Annotated in this window: 18 protein-coding genes; 15 read left to right on the top strand and 3 right to left on the bottom strand. The window is 51.6% G+C overall.

Features of this window, described 5'->3' with window-relative positions:
• Nucleotides 1-37: 37 nt before the first annotated feature.
• A complete protein-coding gene (locus NNO03_RS16705) occupies nucleotides 38-1,066 on the bottom strand; it encodes a Mal regulon transcriptional regulator MalI (protein ID WP_137381259.1) in 1,029 nt (342 codons plus the stop codon).
• Between the two features lie 169 nt (nucleotides 1,067-1,235).
• Here NNO03_RS16705 and malX point away from each other — a divergent pair, with 169 nt between their 5' ends.
• The 3 genes from malX (at nucleotide 1,236) to add (ending at nucleotide 5,113) form a co-directional block, all read left to right on the top strand.
• Nucleotides 1,236-2,828, top strand: a complete 1,593-nt coding sequence (malX, locus tag NNO03_RS16700; RefSeq protein WP_271440562.1) for a maltose/glucose-specific PTS transporter subunit IIBC — start codon at nucleotides 1,236-1,238, stop codon at nucleotides 2,826-2,828.
• Between the two features lie 10 nt (nucleotides 2,829-2,838).
• A complete protein-coding gene (locus NNO03_RS16695) occupies nucleotides 2,839-4,011 on the top strand; it encodes a MalY/PatB family protein (RefSeq protein ID WP_271450048.1) in 1,173 nt (390 codons plus the stop codon).
• Nucleotides 4,012-4,111: 100 nt separating this feature from the next.
• Nucleotides 4,112-5,113 (top strand): adenosine deaminase, encoded by a 1,002-nt coding sequence (gene add, locus NNO03_RS16690; protein ID WP_271440564.1) that lies wholly within the window; start codon nucleotides 4,112-4,114, stop codon nucleotides 5,111-5,113.
• Between the two features lie 77 nt (nucleotides 5,114-5,190).
• Here add and NNO03_RS16685 read toward each other — a convergent pair whose 3' ends face one another.
• Complete coding sequence (locus tag NNO03_RS16685) at nucleotides 5,191-6,231, bottom strand: oxidoreductase (RefSeq protein WP_048211743.1); 1,041 nt, start codon at nucleotides 6,229-6,231, stop codon at nucleotides 5,191-5,193.
• A 241-nt stretch (nucleotides 6,232-6,472) separates the two neighbouring features.
• On the opposite strand from NNO03_RS16685, the gene blr reads away from it, so the two are divergent.
• The 12 genes from blr to gstA all read left to right on the top strand — a co-directional run bounded on the left by blr (nucleotide 6,473) and on the right by gstA (nucleotide 16,830).
• Nucleotides 6,473-6,598 (top strand): division septum protein Blr, encoded by a 126-nt coding sequence (gene blr / locus NNO03_RS16680; protein WP_040233850.1) that lies wholly within the window; start codon nucleotides 6,473-6,475, stop codon nucleotides 6,596-6,598.
• Nucleotides 6,599-6,896: 298 nt separating this feature from the next.
• Nucleotides 6,897-7,112, top strand: coding sequence for a transcription modulator YdgT (gene ydgT / locus NNO03_RS16675; RefSeq protein ID WP_003832804.1), 216 nt, complete (start codon nucleotides 6,897-6,899; stop codon nucleotides 7,110-7,112).
• 91 nt (nucleotides 7,113-7,203) lie between these two features.
• A complete protein-coding gene (locus NNO03_RS16670; RefSeq protein ID WP_271440565.1) occupies nucleotides 7,204-7,644 on the top strand; it encodes a DUF2569 domain-containing protein in 441 nt (146 codons plus the stop codon).
• Between the two features lie 76 nt (nucleotides 7,645-7,720).
• A complete protein-coding gene (gene rsxA / locus NNO03_RS16665; protein ID WP_005121199.1) occupies nucleotides 7,721-8,302 on the top strand; it encodes an electron transport complex subunit RsxA in 582 nt (193 codons plus the stop codon).
• Complete coding sequence (gene rsxB / locus NNO03_RS16660) at nucleotides 8,302-8,880, top strand: electron transport complex subunit RsxB (RefSeq protein WP_005121200.1); 579 nt, start codon at nucleotides 8,302-8,304, stop codon at nucleotides 8,878-8,880. The genes rsxA and rsxB overlap by 1 nt, the downstream gene beginning before the upstream one ends.
• A complete protein-coding gene (rsxC, locus tag NNO03_RS16655) occupies nucleotides 8,873-10,990 on the top strand; it encodes an electron transport complex subunit RsxC (RefSeq protein WP_271450047.1) in 2,118 nt (705 codons plus the stop codon). Before rsxB ends, rsxC begins: the two co-directional genes overlap by 8 nt.
• A complete protein-coding gene (gene rsxD / locus NNO03_RS16650) occupies nucleotides 10,991-12,043 on the top strand; it encodes an electron transport complex subunit RsxD (RefSeq protein WP_271450046.1) in 1,053 nt (350 codons plus the stop codon). It begins immediately after the preceding gene.
• Nucleotides 12,044-12,052: 9 nt separating this feature from the next.
• A complete protein-coding gene (gene rsxG, locus NNO03_RS16645; RefSeq protein WP_271440568.1) occupies nucleotides 12,053-12,673 on the top strand; it encodes an electron transport complex subunit RsxG in 621 nt (206 codons plus the stop codon).
• Between the two features lie 2 nt (nucleotides 12,674-12,675).
• Nucleotides 12,676-13,368, top strand: a complete 693-nt coding sequence (locus tag NNO03_RS16640) for an electron transport complex subunit E (RefSeq protein ID WP_048211748.1) — start codon at nucleotides 12,676-12,678, stop codon at nucleotides 13,366-13,368.
• The gene (gene nth / locus NNO03_RS16635; RefSeq protein ID WP_137381266.1) at nucleotides 13,368-14,003 is read left to right on the top strand and encodes an endonuclease III; all 636 of its coding nucleotides are present in this window, start codon (nucleotides 13,368-13,370) and stop codon (nucleotides 14,001-14,003) included. Before NNO03_RS16640 ends, nth begins: the two co-directional genes overlap by 1 nt.
• A 611-nt stretch (nucleotides 14,004-14,614) precedes the next feature.
• Entirely contained in the window at nucleotides 14,615-16,120 is a 1,506-nt protein-coding gene (gene dtpA, locus NNO03_RS16630; protein WP_271440569.1) for a dipeptide/tripeptide permease DtpA, read from the top strand.
• 104 nt (nucleotides 16,121-16,224) lie between these two features.
• Nucleotides 16,225-16,830: a glutathione transferase GstA gene (gstA, locus tag NNO03_RS16625; RefSeq protein ID WP_202038721.1), complete on the top strand. Its 606-nt coding sequence runs from the start codon at nucleotides 16,225-16,227 to the stop codon at nucleotides 16,828-16,830.
• An 83-nt stretch (nucleotides 16,831-16,913) separates the two neighbouring features.
• Here gstA and pdxY read toward each other — a convergent pair whose 3' ends face one another.
• Nucleotides 16,914-17,774 (bottom strand): pyridoxal kinase PdxY, encoded by an 861-nt coding sequence (gene pdxY / locus NNO03_RS16620; protein WP_271440570.1) that lies wholly within the window; start codon nucleotides 17,772-17,774, stop codon nucleotides 16,914-16,916.
• Nucleotides 17,775-17,804: the final 30 nt, after the last annotated feature.

Genomic DNA, 17,804 nt, shown 5'->3' with positions numbered 1-17,804 from the left:
GATAATACTGCTTATCGGGCTTTTGCTTTTCGGCAAGCTACTTCTGCGTGACCAGTCGGGCGGAAAGCGTCAGATTGCGGGAATGGCTGTCATCATGACCAATGCGCTGCAGTATACGTTCAGCCAGGGTGTAACCCATTTCGCGTGCCGGGGTACTGGCCCAGATAATGGGAATGTCATCCAGCGCGTTTTCCGCCACATCCGCAAATCCAGCCAGTGAAACTTGCTGTTCAAAATAGCGATCGACGCCAATTTCGCCGCTCTGACGCCCCGCTCTCATCAGACCAAACCAGGCGCCAACAGCGATGGTTTCGTTGTAACACACAACGGCGCTGATCGTCGGGTTGCGGCGTAACAGTGCAGTAACGGCTTCGGCTGCCTGTTTTTGACTGGATGAACACTCCAGAACCCAATCACTATGAAACGGTAAACCATATTTTAGCAGCGTCGCACAATAGCCGCCGACACGCTCTGCGCGGGTTAAAGAAGAACTCTGTCCTCCCAGCCACGCGATTCGCTGGTGACCGTGCCGAATAAGATGCTCAACCAACAATTGCGCTGCCTGCATGTTGTCGGGTCGGACCGTGTCGACGTCATCCAGGTAACTGGCTCGTGAAGCAAATACGACCGGAATCCCTTTTTCTTCAGCCAGCTGTCGCAGTGCATCACTGCTGTCAGCGGCACCCGCAATGACTACACCATCCACGCCCTGATTGAGTAGCATCGCGAAACGCTGCGCCAATTGCTCACCGTCTTTACCGCCGTGTAAAAGAAAGACCATCCGACCCTGTGCTTCTAATGCTTCCGTCAGACCTGCCGTCAGTTCAGCATAAAATGGCGCAGACAGATCGCGTACAATCAGCCCGACCACACCACTCTGACCGCCACGCAGTACCGATGCCTGACGATTACGTACGAACCCCAACTGCTCAATGGCAGCGTTTACCCGCTCCCCGGTTGCGGATGAGATACGCCCTTTTCCACTAAGCACCAATGAGACTGTACTGACCGAAACTCCCGCAGCCAGCGCAACATCATGGATGGTTATTTTTTTGGCTATAGCCATAAAAACAGAAAACTCCCTGATAACGTGACGGATAAAACGTTTTATCAATCGGTTATAGTTATACCCCCTATTATCATTCGATAATGTGATTTATACCGCACTAAAATTAGGTAAAACGTTTTATCTTCTCGCCATCATTAGTCACCGAGCTTTCACGAGGAGTCGTTAGATGACGACGAGAACCACACCAAAAATAACGTTATGGGAATTTTTCCAGCAGTTGGGCAAAACCTTTATGTTGCCCGTGGCTCTGCTCTCCTTCTGCGGGATCATGTTGGGGATCGGCAGTTCGTTAAGCAGCCATGATGTCTTAACGCTGATCCCCGCATTGGGTAACCCGGTGCTTCAGGCTCTTTTTACCTGGATGAGTAAAGTCGGCTCTTTCGCCTTTAGTTTCTTACCCGTGATGTTCTGTATTGCTATTCCTCTCGGTCTGGCGCGCGAGAACAAAGGTGTGGCGGCATTTGCTGGGTTTGTTGGCTACGCGGTCATGAACCTTGCCGTTAACTTCTGGTTGACGGCGAAAGGGATTTTACCCACCACTGATGCGGCAATCCTGAAGGCCAATAATATCCAAAACATCCTGGGGATCCAGTCGATCGACACCGGGATCCTCGGTGCAGTCATCGCCGGGATCATTGTCTGGATGCTGCATGAGCGCTTCCACAATATCCGTCTGCCGGACGCATTGGCTTTCTTCGGCGGCACCCGTTTTGTCCCCATCATTTCTTCACTGGTCATGGGGCTGGTTGGATTAGTTATCCCTCTGATCTGGCCTGTATTTGCGATGGGTATTACCGGGCTCGGCAATATCATCAACAGCGCAGGTGAATTTGGTCCGATGCTGTTTGGTACCGGTGAACGCCTTCTGCTGCCTTTTGGCCTGCATCATATCCTGGTGGCCCTCATTCGCTTTACTGAAGCGGGCGGTACCCAGGAAGTGTGTGGTCATAGCGTCAGTGGCGCACTCACTATTTTCCAGGCGCAGCTGAGTTGCCCAACCACGCAAGGCTTCTCTGAAAGCGCAACCCGCTTCCTGTCTCAGGGCAAAATGCCGGCATTCCTCGGCGGTTTGCCGGGTGCTGCATTAGCAATGTATCACTGTGCTCGTCCTGAGAATCGACATAAAATTAAAGGGCTATTAATTTCTGGTCTGATTGCCTGCGTCATTGGCGGTACCACTGAACCACTCGAGTTCTTGTTCTTGTTTGTTGCCCCGGTTCTGTACGTGATCCACGCCTTGTTAACCGGCCTCGGCTTTACCGTGATGGCGGTGCTCGGTGTGACTATTGGCAACACAGACGGTAACCTGATTGACTTCGTGGTGTTCGGGATCCTGCACGGGTTGTCCACCAAGTGGTACCTGGTCCCTGTTGTCGCGGCCATCTGGTTTGCGGTGTACTACGTTATCTTCCGCTTCGCGATCACCCGCTTTAATCTGAAAACACCGGGCCGTGATGTCGAAGTTGCCAGCAATATCGAGAAAGTGATGGCAGGCACACCCGGTAAATCTGGCTACAATGTCCCGGCAATTCTGGCGGCACTGGGCGGCGCAGAGAATATCGTTAGTCTGGATAACTGCATTACCCGTTTGCGTTTGTCGGTCAAAGATATGTCACGCGTAAATGTCCAGGCACTGAAAGACAACCGGGCCATTGGCGTGGTACAGCTCAATCAGCATAACCTTCAGGTCGTTATTGGCCCGCAGGTCCAGTCAGTGAAAGACGAAATCGCGGTTCTGATGAATACAGTACAGGCGTGAGGACAACGACATGTTTGATTTTTCAAAGGTTGTGAACAGGCAAGGAACATGGTGCACCCAGTGGGATTATGTCGCTGACCGTTTTGGCACTGCCGATCTGCTGCCGTTCACGATCTCTGATATGGATTTTGCAACGGCCCCTTGCATTCTGGAGGCGCTGACCCAGCGCCTTTCACACGGTGTATTAGGATACAGCCGTTGGAAAAATGACGAATTTCTGGCGGCCATTAGCCACTGGTTTCTAACTCGTCACAATACCCGGATCGATCCTCAATCGCTGGTATATGGCCCCTCAGTTATCTATATGGTCTCTGAACTCATTCGCCAGTGGTCGTCTGCTGGCGACGCGGTCGTTGTCCATACACCAGCTTACGATGCATTTTACAAAGCTATTGAAGGCAACCAGCGCACAGTGCTCCCCGTCGGTCTGGAAAAGCGGAGCGACGGTTGGTATTGCGACATGGCAAAGCTGGAGGCAGCTCTCTCACGACCCGAGAGTAAAATTCTTCTGCTGTGCAGCCCACAAAATCCAACGGGCAAAGTGTGGACGCGCGAGGAACTGGAAACCATGGCTGACTTATGCCAGCGACATGGTGTCAACGTCATTTCCGATGAAATCCATATGGATATGGTGTGGGGAGACCAACCGCATATTCCGTGGATCAATGTCGCACGCGGCGACTGGGCGCTACTCACCTCCGGCTCCAAGAGTTTCAATATCCCGGCATTAACCGGCGCGTATGGGATCATCGAAGACGCTAATAGCCGCAACGATTATCTCAGTGCGCTAAAGGGACGCGATGGGTTGTCTTCTCCTGCGGTGCTGGCGCTCACCGCACATATTGCCGCCTATCAGCAAGGTGAGCGCTGGTTGGATGCCTTACGAGATTATCTTGCCGGCAACCTGCATTACGTTGCTGATGAACTTAATACCGCGTTCCCTGAACTTAACTGGCAGATCCCACAATCCACCTATTTGGCCTGGATAGACTTACGTCCGCTCAAGGTTGATGACCAGGCGTTACAAAATGCGCTTATCCACCAGCAAAAAGTGGCGATTATGCCGGGATCGACTTACGGAGAGGAAGGGTGCGGTTTTGTACGCCTGAATACCGGATGCCCCCGTTCAAAACTTGAGAAAGGCGTTCAGGGATTAATTAACGCCCTACGCTCTCTGCGCTAACTAAAGTTGCGCAATGAAATTAATCATTGCGCAACATAGATTTTTATCCCGATTTATTCTTATAATACTGCGCACTTTACCTAAAAACATGAGTGCGACCATGATTGATACTTCCCTTCCTTTAACCGACGTCCATCGCCACCTTGATGGGAACATCCGTGCCCAAACGATCCTGGATCTTGGTCGTCAGTTTAATTTAACGCTTCCTGCTCAAACACTTGAAACGCTGATCCCTCACGTGCAGGTAACGTCAACTGAGCCTGATTTGGTCAGTTTTTTGTCAAAGCTTGACTGGGGTGTGAAAGTGCTGGCATCGCTGGATGCCTGTCGTCGCGTCGCATTTGAAAATATTGAGGATGCCGCACGTAATGGTCTGCATTACGTTGAATTACGTTTTTCTCCAGGCTACATGGCTATGGCGCATCAACTCCCCGTTGCAGGTGTGGTTGAAGCCGTTATTGCCGGCGTACGCGAGGGCTGCAAGACCTTTGGCGTTGAAGCCCGTTTAATTGGCATTATGAGCCGTACCTTCGGCGAAGCCGCCTGTCTGCAGGAACTGGATGCACTGCTAGCGCACCGTGATCACATCACAGCGCTGGATTTGGCCGGCGATGAACTCGGTTTCCCGGGCAGTTTGTTCCTGTCCCATTTCAACCGTGCGCGCGACGCAGGTTGGCATATCACGGTTCATGCAGGTGAAGCGGCAGGCCCGGAAAGTATCTGGCAAGCTATCAGAGAACTGGGAGCAGAGCGTATTGGCCACGGTGTAAAAGCCGTCGAAGATCGCGCCCTGATGGATTTTCTCGCCGAGCAGCGTATCGGTATTGAATCCTGCCTGACATCGAATATTCAAACCAGTACCGTCGCCTCACTGACGACGCATCCGCTGAAAACATTCCTTGAGCACGGTGTACTGGCCAGTCTGAATACGGACGATCCGGCGGTTCAGGGCGTGGATATTATTCACGAATACACCGTAGCCGCCCCGGCTGCAGGATTAACGCGTGAACAGATTCGCCAGGCGCAAATCAATGGTCTGGAAATGGCGTTCCTGAGCAATGTAGAGAAACAAGCACTGCGTGAGAAAGTCGCCGCAGCGTAGTGGTTTTATTGCCGGATGCCGCGAACGCTTATCCGGCCTACGTTACAATGTAGGCCGGATAAGATGCCTGGACATTATCAGGCAAGGCACAGCGTCGAACGGTGTTTCGCCGATTCAATGCCCAGCTCAATCAGTTCCATGATTTGGATGGCTTGTCTGGCTGGAACCGGGTTCTCGCCGTTACCATTCAGCGCATCACGGATACCCGCATAGTACGCCGGATAATTGCCTGGCACGGTTAGCCAGGTTTCTTCCACCTGCTCATCGCCTTCCATGCGTGTCAGTACACCATCACGCATGTCGTAACCCCAGTCTTCCTGCGGCAGGCGTTCACCATTTTTAAGACGTTCCTCTTGTGGGTCCAGACCATACTTCACATAGCTGCCACGCGATCCGTGAACGATATAACGAGCAGACTCAGCGGCTGCCAGCATCGTTCCGTGCAGAATCACCCGACGCTGCGGATACGTCAGGATGGCATGGAAGTAATCTGTTGACTGCGCCCCCGGGCGGAGCTGTGCCAGATCGACCGTCAAACTAACGGGTAAGCCAAACAGGTTAATTGCCTGATCTAAAAGATGCGGCGCTAAGTCATACCAGATACCACTCCCTGGGCCACCCTGTTCACGCCAGCGGTCACGGACCTGCGGGCGGAAGCGATCGAAATGAGATTCAAAATAAGCCACCTCACCCAACGCGCCATCAGCCAGCAACGCTTTCAGCGTCAGAAAATCGCTGTCCCAGCGACGGTTATGGAAGACAGAAAGCAGGCGACCTACGCTTCTGGCCAGCGCATCCAGCTCGCGCGCTTGTGACAGTGTCACAGTGAAAGGCTTATCAACAACCACATGCTTACCTGCTTCCAGCGCCGCTTTCGCCAGCGGGAAGTGTGTATCATTGGGTGTAGGGATCACAATCAGGTCAATACTCGGGTCGTTAAACAGGTGTTTAGGCTCAGTAACAACTGCCACTGAAGGCCAGTCCGCCTTCACTTTTGTTTCATCACTACTGGACACCGCAACCAGTTCCAGACCCGGAGTGCCCACGATCAGGGGGGCATGGAAAGTTTTACTGGCATAACCGTAGCCGATTAGCCCAACGCGGATGTTGTCACTCATGTTTTTGCCTCTCAATTCAGATCTGGCCTATTTCACACCATAGATAGTAGCGCCACAATAGTTTAATAACCTTTGTGCTACAAAGGCTGTTGCTTAACTTAAGTCAAACATATGCCACTTAGAGTTAACTTGCCGCGAAAAAGTCATCGAAATCGTTCCCAATGCTCTTGCTGTATTATTTATTGATAAGTAACATTTGCTACCTGTGTTTATGGATAAATCAAAGCAAATGTCGTCAGTAATGAATCGTCTTATTGAATTAACAGGTTGGATTGTTCTCGTGGTCTCCGTGATCCTGTTGGGTGTTGCCAATCATATTGACAACTACCAACCACCGGAACCCGTCGCTGCAGTACAGAAAAAATAAATATACGCAGCCCGTTATAGCCTGGCAGTTAACTCCGCGATGGTTGCTGGGTAGGGCTGTAAAAGATCAGTTTTTGTCAAAAAAAAAGCGAATTATGCCGCATCCCGCTCCAGCGCGTATTGCCTGCGATCGTGAAGCGCGTTACCCTTTCCGCAGGCGCGAATAGCGCCTGGTTTCCCACAGGGTTGAAAACTCTTCTTACATTTGCGTGCAAATTCGCGTTTACCTGTACAACGTTGGTTGTTTTTTAATATTTACTACTCCGTTAGTATTATTTTATTAATATGGATTGCCTTTTATGACTGTTCAGGATTACTTATTAAAATTCCGCAAAATCAGTTCGCTAGAAAGTCTGGAAAAATTGTTCGATCATCTTAACTACACACTTACTGACGATAGCGACATTATCAATATGTATCGCGCTGCAGACCACCGTCGTGCCGAGCTCATTTCGGGCGGTCGCCTGTTCGATGTCGGTCAGGTGCCAAAATCCGTCTGGCATTACGTGCAATAAACAAGAAAGTAGCGTCTGACGTTAAAAGCTTTATAATAATTGCCCCAAAATAAACGGCACGTCTGTTCGCGCGCGTAAACCTGGAGATGAAATGACTACAACACCGGCACAACGTATCGGAGGCTGGCTACTTGGGCCATTGGCCTGGCTGTTAGTCGCGTTGTTAAGTGCTTCGCTGGCGTTACTGCTGTATGTCACTGCGTTGGCCACACCGCAGACATTCCATACGCTGAGCGAGCAAAGCACGACGAATTTGCTGCTATGGGGCGTATCCTTTATTACCGCTATCGCCATGTGGTACTACACGCTGTGGCTGACCGTCGCGTTTTTCAAACGCAGAGCCTGTGTGCCAAAGCACTATATTATATGGCTGCTGATCTCAGTGTTGTTGGCGATTAAAGCGTTTGCATTTTCTCCTGTTCCGGATGCATTTGCCGTGCGTCAACTGCTGTTCCCATTGTTGGCGGCTGCGCTGCTGGTGCCCTATTTCAAACGCTCGCAACGCGTTAAGACAACGTTTGTGAACCCGTAATAACCCTACAGTTAACCTGTTGTCGCCTGTTGTAGATTGTCAGATAATAGGCGGCTTTTTTATTTCAGGCCGAAAAATGACTGATTACCTGCTGCTGTTTGTCGGAACTGTACTGGTCAATAACTTTGTACTGGTCAAGTTTCTGGGCTTATGCCCCTTTATGGGCGTTTCCAAAAAACTGGAAACCGCAATGGGTATGGGCCTCGCCACGACCTTTGTAATGACGCTGGCATCCATTTGCGCATGGCTGATTGACACCTGGATCCTTATCCCTCTCGATCTCATCTACCTGCGCACGCTGGCGTTTATTCTGGTCATCGCCGTGGTAGTGCAATTTACCGAGATGGTTGTACGCAAAACCAGCCCTGCGCTGTATCGCCTGCTGGGGATCTTCTTACCGCTGATCACCACTAACTGCGCGGTTTTGGGTGTGGCGTTGCTGAACATCAACCTCGGGCATAATTTTTTACAGTCGGCGCTGTACGGTTTTTCCGCCGCCGTCGGCTTCTCACTGGTGATGGTTCTGTTCGCCGCAATTCGCGAACGCCTCGCCGTGGCAGACGTTCCTGCCCCGTTCCGCGGTAATGCGATTGCGCTGATTACCGCTGGTTTAATGTCTTTGGCCTTTATGGGCTTTAGTGGTTTGGTGAAGTTGTAATGAATGCTATCTGGATTGCCGTTGCCGCAGTGAGTCTGCTGGGTCTGGCGTTCGGCGCTATTTTGGGTTATGCCTCTCGTCGATTTGCCGTCGAGGATGACCCGGTCGTGGAGAAAATTGATGAAATTCTCCCGCAAAGCCAGTGTGGACAGTGCGGTTACCCGGGCTGCCGTCCTTATGCTGAAGCGATTGGCTGTCAGGGCGAAAAAATCAACCGTTGCGCCCCAGGTGGCGAAGCGGTGATGCTAAAAATTGCGACCCTGTTGAACGTCGATCCGCAACCTATTGATGGTGATGAGCAGGATGCTACCCCCGTTCGTATGCTGGCGGTAATTGATGAAAATAACTGTATCGGCTGCACGAAATGTATTCAGGCCTGCCCGGTCGATGCCATCGTGGGCGCGACGCGTGCCATGCACACGGTGATGAGCGATCTGTGCACCGGATGCAATTTGTGCGTTGATCCGTGTCCGACCCAATGTATCGAATTACGCCCGGTCGCCGAGACACCTGACAGCTGGAAGTGGGATTTAAACACTATTCCTGTGCGCATCATTCCTGTGGAACAACATGCTTAAGTTATTCTCCGCATTCAGAAAAAATAAAATCTGGGACTTTGATGGCGGCATTCACCCACCAGAAATGAAGACCCAATCTAACGGGACACCGCTGCGGCAGGTTCCGCTGGCTCCGCGCTTTATTATTCCGTTGAAGCAGCATATTGGCGCTGAAGGTGAACTGTGTGTCAATGTGGGCGATACCGTGCTGCGTGGTCAGGCGCTGACCCGTGGGCGCGGCAGAATGCTGCCCGTGCACGCCCCAACATCCGGCACCGTTGTTGCCATTGCCCCGCACTCCACCGCGCATCCTTCGGCTTTAGCTGAACTTAGCGTCATCATTGATGCGGACGGTGAGGATCGCTGGATTGAGCGTGACGGCTGGGCAAATTATCGTGCCCACAGCCGCGAGGAGCTCATAGCCCGTATTCACCAATTCGGTGTTGCCGGACTCGGCGGCGCAGGTTTTCCAACTGGCGTAAAACTGCAAGGTGGCGGTGATAAAATTGAAACACTGATCATCAACGCCGCTGAATGTGAACCCTACATCACCGCCGATGACCGCTTAATGCAAGATTGTGCGGCTCAGGTAGTCGAAGGTATCCGCATACTTGCTCATATTCTTCAACCGCGTGAAGTTCTGCTGGGTATTGAAGATAACAAACCGCAGGCCATCTCCATGCTGCGCGCTGTGTTGGCTGATTCTCACGATATCAGCTTACGTGTCATCCCCACTAAATACCCGTCAGGCGGCGCCAAGCAACTGACGCAAATTCTGACCGGTAAGCAGGTTCCTCACGGTGGACGTTCCTCCGATATCGGGGTGCTGATGCAAAACGTGGGGACTGCCTATGCTGTCAAGCGGGCCGTTATTGACGGCGAGCCAATCACAGAGCGAGTGGTCACGCTAACGGGCGAAGCAGTCAGTCGCCCAGGCAATGTTTGGGCGCGATTGGGTACACCTGTTCGTCACCTGCTCAACGATGCAGGTTTCTGTCCTTCTGCTGACCAGATGGTGATCATGGGCGGTCCGCTAATGGGCTTTACCCTGCCCTGGCTGGATGTCCCAATCGTGAAGATCAGCAACTGCCTTCTTGCGCCTTCTGCCAGTGAAATGGGTGAACCGCAGGAAGAGAAAGGCTGTATTCGCTGTAGCGCCTGTGCCGATGCCTGCCCTGCCGATCTTCTGCCGCAGCAACTTTACTGGTTCAGTAAAGGCCAGCAACATGATAAAGCGGCAACCCATAATATTGCTGACTGCATTGAATGCGGCGCATGTGCATGGGTATGCCCAAGCAATATCCCGCTGGTACAGTACTTCCGCCAGGAAAAGGCGGAGATTTACGCCATCAGTCAGGAAGAAAAACGCGCTGCAGAAGCAAAAGCACGCTTTGAGGCCCGCCAGGCCCGGCTTGAGCGTGAAAAAGCGGCACGTCTTGAACGGCATAAAAGCGCAGCTGTACAACCTGCAGCGAAAGATCATGATGCCATCGCTGCCGCACTGGCTCGCGTAAAAGAGAAACAGGCTCAGGCGATGCAGCCGGTTGTCATCCAGGCGGGTGAAAAACCTGATAACAGCGCAGTGATTGCCGCACGTGAAGCGCGAAAAGCGCAGGCTCGCGCCGCACGCAGTGAAAATCTGTCAAAAGAAGAGGACAGCAGCGCGGGTACGGATCCACGCAAAGCCGCCGTCGAAGCTGCTATTGCCCGCGCCAAAGCCCGCAAGCTTGAGCAACAAGCCACCACGGAACCCGCCGAGCCGGTTGACCCGCGCAAAGCTGCCGTCGAAGCCGCAATTGCCCGCGCCAAAGCCCGCAAGCTTGAGCAACAAGCCACCACAGAACCCGCCGAGTCGGTTGACCCGCGCAAAGCCGCCGTCGAAGCTGCTATTGCCCGCGCCAAAGCCCGGAAACTTGAGCAACAAGCCACCACAGACCCCGCCGAGCCGGTTGACCCACGCAAAGCCGCCGTCGAAGCCGCTATTGCCCGCGCCAAAGCCCGGAAGCTTGAGCAACAGGCCACCACAGAACCCGCCGAGCCGGTTGACCCGCGCAAAGCTGCCGTTGCGGCCGCTATTGCACGCGCTCAGGCCAAAAAAGCCGCACAGCAGCAGGTTGTAAACGAGGAATAAATGGTATTCAGAATAGCTAGCTCCCCTTATACCCATAACCAGCGTCAGACATCGCGTATCATGATGCTGGTTCTGATTGCTGCATTACCAGGAATTGCCGCTCAATGGTGGTTCTTCGGCTGGGGTACATTGTTCCAGATAGCGCTGGCATCGGTCAGTGCCATCGCCGCAGAAGCGGCCGTGCTTAAACTACGGAAACAGCCCGTAGCCGCGACCCTGAAAGACAACTCCGCCCTGCTGACAGGGTTGTTGCTTGCCGTCAGTATCCCCCCCCTGGCTCCGTGGTGGATGGTGATTTTGGGTACCGTATTTGCCGTTATCATTGCCAAGCAACTGTATGGCGGTCTTGGGCAGAATCCATTTAATCCGGCGATGATTGGTTATGTCGTTCTGTTGATCTCATTCCCGGTGCAGATGACAAGCTGGCTGCCACCACATGAAATTGCCGCTACGGTGCCCGGCTTTTTTGATGCTTTAAACGTTATCTTTACCGGACATACCGCTGGCGGCAGCGATATGAACACGCTCCGTATAGGGATTGACGGTATCAGTCAGGCAACACCGCTGGACACCTTTAAGACCTCCCTGCACGCGGGACATACTGTTGAGCAGGTGATGCAATACCCTATCTACAGTGGCATGCTTGCAGGCGCTGGCTGGCAGTGGGTAAACCTTGCCTGGCTGGCGGGCGGCATCGTGTTGTTATGGCAAAAAGCAATTCGTTGGCATATCCCGGTTAGTTTTCTGCTGTCACTTGCCGTTTGTTCAACGTTAGGCTGGTTTTTCTCTCCGGCGTCGCTGGCATCACCGCAGTTGCATCTGCTTTCCGGTGCTACCATGCTGGGCGCATTCTTTATTCTTACCGATCCCGTTACGGCATCAACAACCAACCGTGGTCGCCTGATTTTTGGCGCGCTTGCGGGTCTGTTGGTCTGGCTGATTCGTAGTTTTGGGGGATATCCTGATGGCGTGGCCTTTGCCGTGTTACTGGCAAATATCACCGTTCCGCTGATTGATTATTACACCCGTCCTCGTGTGTACGGACATCGCTAAGGACAACGCATGCTGAAAACGATTCGTAAACACGGTATCACTCTGGCACTGTTTGCCGCGGGCTCTACAGGGTTAACGGCGGCGATTAATCAGTTAACCAAGTCTACCATTGATGAACAAGCGGCTCTTCAACAAAAGGCGCTGTTTGATCAGGTACTACCTGGCGATCGCTACAATAACAATCTGCCAGAAAGTTGCTATCTGGTGAATGCGCAGGCATTAGGTAAAGGTACACATCGTGTCTATATTGCCCGCCAGGACGACCGTCCGGTTGCGGCAATTCTGGAGGCCACGGCACCCGATGGTTATTCCGGTGCAATTCAACTGCTGGTTGGTGTAGATTTCAACGGTACTGTGCTGGGTACGCGGGTGACGGAACATCATGAAACACCCGGCCTCGGTGATAAAATTGAGTTACGTCTGTCAGACTGGATCACCCACTTTAGCGGCAAAACGATTAATGCGGAAAACGACCCTCACTGGGCGGTGAAAAAAGATGGCGGCGATTTTGATCAGTTCACCGGCGCGACCATAACGCCCCGAGCAGTGGTTAATGCTGTGAAACGTGCTGGCCTGTTTGCGCAGACTCTGCCTGCGCAACTTCCTCAACTTAGCGCCTGTGGAGAGTAACCATGAGCGAAATTAAAGACGTCATTGTTCAGGGACTTTGGAAAAATAACTCCGCCCTTGTACAGTTACTCGGCATGTGTCCGTTGCTGGCCGTTACCTCTACCGCAACCAATGCGTTAGGTCTGGGGCTGGCGACTACGCTGGTGTTGACCCTGACAAACCTGACTATTTCAGCGTTGCGCCGCTGGACGCCACCCGAAATCCGTATTCCAATTTATGTCATGATCATCGCCTCCGTGGTGAGTGCGGTACAAATGCTTATCAATGCCTACGCCTTTGGCCTGTATCAATCACTGGGTATCTTTATCCCGTTGATTGTGACCAACTGCATTGTCGTTGGCCGTGCTGAAGCCTTTGCTGCGAAAAAGGGCCCCGCTTTATCCGCTCTCGATGGTTTTTCTATTGGCATGGGTGCGACCGGTGCCATGTTTGTTCTCGGATCGCTGCGTGAAATAATAGGTAACGGTACATTGTTCGACGGTGCAGACGGACTGCTGGGCAATTGGGCCAAAGTCCTGCGCGTGGAGATCTTCCATACTGACACACCATTTCTGCTGGCCATGCTACCGCCGGGTGCATTCATTGGCCTTGGGCTGATGCTGGCTGTTAAATATCTGATTGATGAAAAGATGAAGAAACGTCGTGCCGAGGCCGCTATGGCAGCAGACCCGGCGGGTGAAACAGGGAATGTGTAATGAACAAAACGAAACGGCTGGAAATACTGACGCGCCTGCGTGACAACAATCCGCATCCCACTACCGAACTCAACTTTACGTCACCGTTTGAACTGCTGATTTCGGTCTTGCTTTCCGCGCAAGCCACCGATGTCAGCGTCAATAAAGCAACGGCTAAGCTATACCCCGTCGCCAATACCCCTGCTGCCATGCTCGAGCTCGGTGTTGAGGGGGTTAAGTCGTATATCAAGACGATTGGTCTGTTCAACAGCAAAGCTGAGAACGTGATTAAGACCTGCCGTATCCTGCTGGAACAGCATAATGGCGAAGTACCGGAAGACAGGGCGGCACTGGAAGCGCTGCCAGGCGTTGGTCGTAAAACGGCCAATGTGGTATTGAATACCGCCTTCGGCTGGCCAACGATTGCCGTAGATACCCATATTTTTCGGGTCTGCAATCGTACACAATTTGCCCCAGGTAAAAACGTCGAACAGGTCGAAGAGAAACTGCTGAAAGTCGTCCCCAGTGAATTTAAAGTCGATTGTCACCACTGGTTAATTCTTCATGGTCGCTACACCTGCATAGCCAGAAAACCACGCTGCGGTTCCTGTATTATTGAAGATCTTTGTGAATTCAAAGAGAAAGTCGATATCTGACAGTATGGGGCCATAACGCTGGCCCCTATTCCATAACGATTAGTTATGCACTTCTCAATCGTTCATTTCCCGACAATGATGCCGTACCTTCCTACATATCTAATGCAATATTCTTGTGAACTAACACCTGAGCAGGTTAATCGTTTTTTTAATAGTAGAAATTTCTATCCATCCGTGATCAAGATCACCCTGATAACATTATGTAAAATATTTATTATTTTGCAGTTAAAATGACAATCAGATGACCTGACAGGCTCGTTTCGATACAAAACATTACACTGGCTATTTTTCAGATAATGGGCTATATCACTACCTTCAAGCCAAAATAGCAGAACATATCGCCACATTCCCATTTTCACCCTATCCTGACAGTGTAAAAATCTGCCATTCTTCAAATGAAGAAATTTAACGCTGGATAACATTTCTCAGCCCCGACGATTTCACCACCTGAGTTATATGTAACAGATTATTACAAACCCCTTGTCTGAATGGTCAAGATAGTGAACATTACTTGCCGTTTCCCCTCCCACTATAACAATCGGACGGATGAACTTGACTCATCACGTACCAGAACACCCCCGTTGATATGGGATGTAAAAAAAGAGGTAAAAGTGTCTACTGCAAACAATAAACCAACAGAAAGCGTCAGTTTAAACGCCTTCAAACAACCAAAAGCGTTCTATCTCATTTTCTCAATTGAGCTGTGGGAGCGTTTTGGTTATTACGGCCTGCAAGGGATTATGGCCGTCTACCTGGTGAAGCAACTGGGTATGTCAGAAGCGGATTCCATCACTCTTTTCTCCTCCTTTAGCGCCCTGGTATATGGCCTTGTTGCTATTGGTGGCTGGTTAGGTGATAAAGTTCTGGGCACAAAGCGTGTGATTATGTTGGGTGCCGTTGTCCTGGCTATTGGTTATGCACTGGTTGCATGGTCTGGTCACGATGCGGGTATCGTTTATATGGGTATGGCGGCCATCGCGGTCGGTAACGGCCTGTTTAAAGCAAACCCATCCTCTCTGCTTTCTACCTGCTATGCCAAAGATGACCCGCGTCTTGATGGTGCATTCACCATGTACTACATGTCCGTCAACATCGGTTCATTCTTCTCTATGCTGGCAACACCGTGGCTGGCAGCACGTTACGGTTGGAGCACCGCGTTCGCCCTGAGCGTCGTGGGTATGCTGATCACCGTTGTTAACTTCGCATTCTGCCAGCGTTGGGTTAAACAGTACGGCTCCAAGCCTGACTTTGAACCTATCAACTTCCGCAACCTGCTGTTGACCATTGTTGGTGTTGTGGTTCTTATCGCTATCGCAACATGGCTGCTGCACAACCAGGGCATCGCACGTATGGTTCTGGGTGTTATCGCCATGGGTATCGTGGTTATTTTTGCGAAAGAAGCGTTCTCTATGCAGGGTGCTGCACGTCGTAAGATGATCGTCGCCTTTATTCTGATGCTGGAAGCCATTATCTTCTTCGTGCTGTACAGCCAGATGCCGACGTCCCTGAACTTCTTCGCGATTCGTAACGTTGAACACTCTATTCTGGGTATTGCTTTCGAACCAGAACAGTATCAGGCACTGAACCCGTTCTGGATCATCATTGGTAGCCCAATTCTTGCCGCTATCTATAACAAGATGGGCGACACTCTGCCAATGCCTACCAAGTTCGCTATCGGTATGGTGCTGTGCTCAGGCGCATTCCTGATCCTGCCGCTGGGTGCGAAATTTGCGACCGATGCGGGCATCGTTTCTGTTAACTGGCTGATCATCTGCTACGGTCTGCAAAGTATTGGTGAGTTGATGATTTCTGGTCTGGGTCTGGCGATGGTGGCACAGTTGGTTCCACAGCGTCTGATGGGCTTCATTATGGGTAGCTGGTTCCTGACAACTGCGGGTGCAAACATCATCGGTGGTTACGTGGCTAACATGATGGCAGTTCCAGAGAATGTGACTGACCCGTTGATGTCCCTTGAAGTCTACGGTCGCGTGTTCCTGCAGATTGGTGTTGCTACCGCAGTTATCGCCGTTCTGATGCTGCTGACTGCGCCGAAACTGAACCGCATGACGCAAGATGACGACGTCAGTGAGAAAGCCTCTAAGGCCGCAACAGCGTAATTCTCAGGGAAACTTAATTTCAGGCCGCTAACTGTTGTTAGCGGCTTTTTTTTTGTTCCAGGTAGCACTACCATACGGTATACCTCAGCCAAAAGGAGTTACCGATGAAACTGTTCTACAAACCGGGCGCTTGTTCTCTTGCTTCCCACATCACACTTCGTGAGAGCGGTAAAGATTTCACGCTGGATGGTGTTGATCTGATGAAGAAACGTCTGGAAAACGGCGACGATTTTTTCGCGGTAAACCCGAAAGGACAAGTTCCCGCACTGTTGCTGGATGACGGTACACTACTGACAGAAGGCGTTGCCATCATGCAATATCTGGCAGATACCGTTCCAGACCGTCATCTCCTGGCCCCTACCAGCAGCCTCTCCCGCTACAAAACTATCGAATGGCTTAACTATATCGCTACAGAGCTACATAAAGGTTTTACCCCTCTGTTCCGACCGGATACGCCAGAGGAGTACAAACCAACCGTTCGCGCATTGCTTGAGAAAAAAATGCAATATGTGAACGAATCGCTGAAAGACAACCCGTGGATTTGCGGCGCACGCTTCAGCATTGCTGATGCCTATCTGTTTACCGTGCTACGTTGGGCGTATGCAGTTAAGTTGAATATGGCAGGATTAAGCCATATCGAGGCGTATATGACGCGCATGGCTGAGCGTCCGGCAGTTGCCGCAGCGCTTAAAGCGGAAGGGTTAAATTAATTGTTGTTACCGGGTAGCGCTTGCGCTTACCCGGCCTACAGAAAAACGTAGGCCCGATAAGCGTGAGCGCCATTGCACATTGATTACAGCTGAGTGGCGCTAAAGTAGTGTTCTGGTTTCGCGATACGATCCTGGGCGGCAACCACCTGCAGTTCATACTCCTGCATCTCTTTGGTGGCGATCATAATTTCGTACACCGCCGCAGTCACATGCTCCAGCGCCTGCTGCAATGAAGCCCCCTGCAACAGTTTAACCAACAGCAAGCCACTGGTGACATCACCAACGCCAACCGGTTGGCGTGCGCCAAAATCGACAAGCGGACGGCTGATATGCCACGCCTGATCTGCGGTAACCAACAGCATCTCAAAACGATCTGCGCTGATACCTGCACGGGCAAGATGCTTAACCAGCACAATTTCCGGTCCCTGAGCAATCAGTTCACGGGCAGCCATCACCGCCTCATCAACATTGTTAACCGCATGCTCGCACAGAATTTCGAGCTCAATCAGATTTGGCGCGATAATATCGCTGGCCGGAAGTGCATGACGAACATGAAATTCCGCAACGCCAGGTGCCACGATGCAGCCTTTTTCAGGATGCCCCATCACTGGATCGCAAAAGAATTTCGCCTGAGGATTTGCCGCTTTCACTTTGCGCACAATACCCAGAATATGCTCGCCCTGCTCTGCGGATCCCAGATAACCACTCAGCACCGCATCGCAGGTCTTAAGTTTATCGATATCAGCAATACCCTGAACAATTTCAGTCAGGTGGCTGGGCGGCATAACACAGCCGGTCCATTTACCGTACTGCGTGTGGTTAGAAAACTGAACGGTGTTGAGCGGCCAGACATTCGCGCCAAGACGACGCATCGGAAATTCGGCAGCACTGTTGCCGGCATGGCCAAAAACAACGTGGGACTGGATGGCGAGGATATTCTTCATTTTACTTACCACAACCCTAAAAAATAAAGG

It is taken from the genome of Citrobacter sp. Igbk 16 (assembly GCF_028069755.1).
In the GTDB taxonomy this organism is placed as follows: domain Bacteria; phylum Pseudomonadota; class Gammaproteobacteria; order Enterobacterales; family Enterobacteriaceae; genus Citrobacter.
This window is presented reverse-complemented; position numbering and strand designations above follow the sequence as displayed.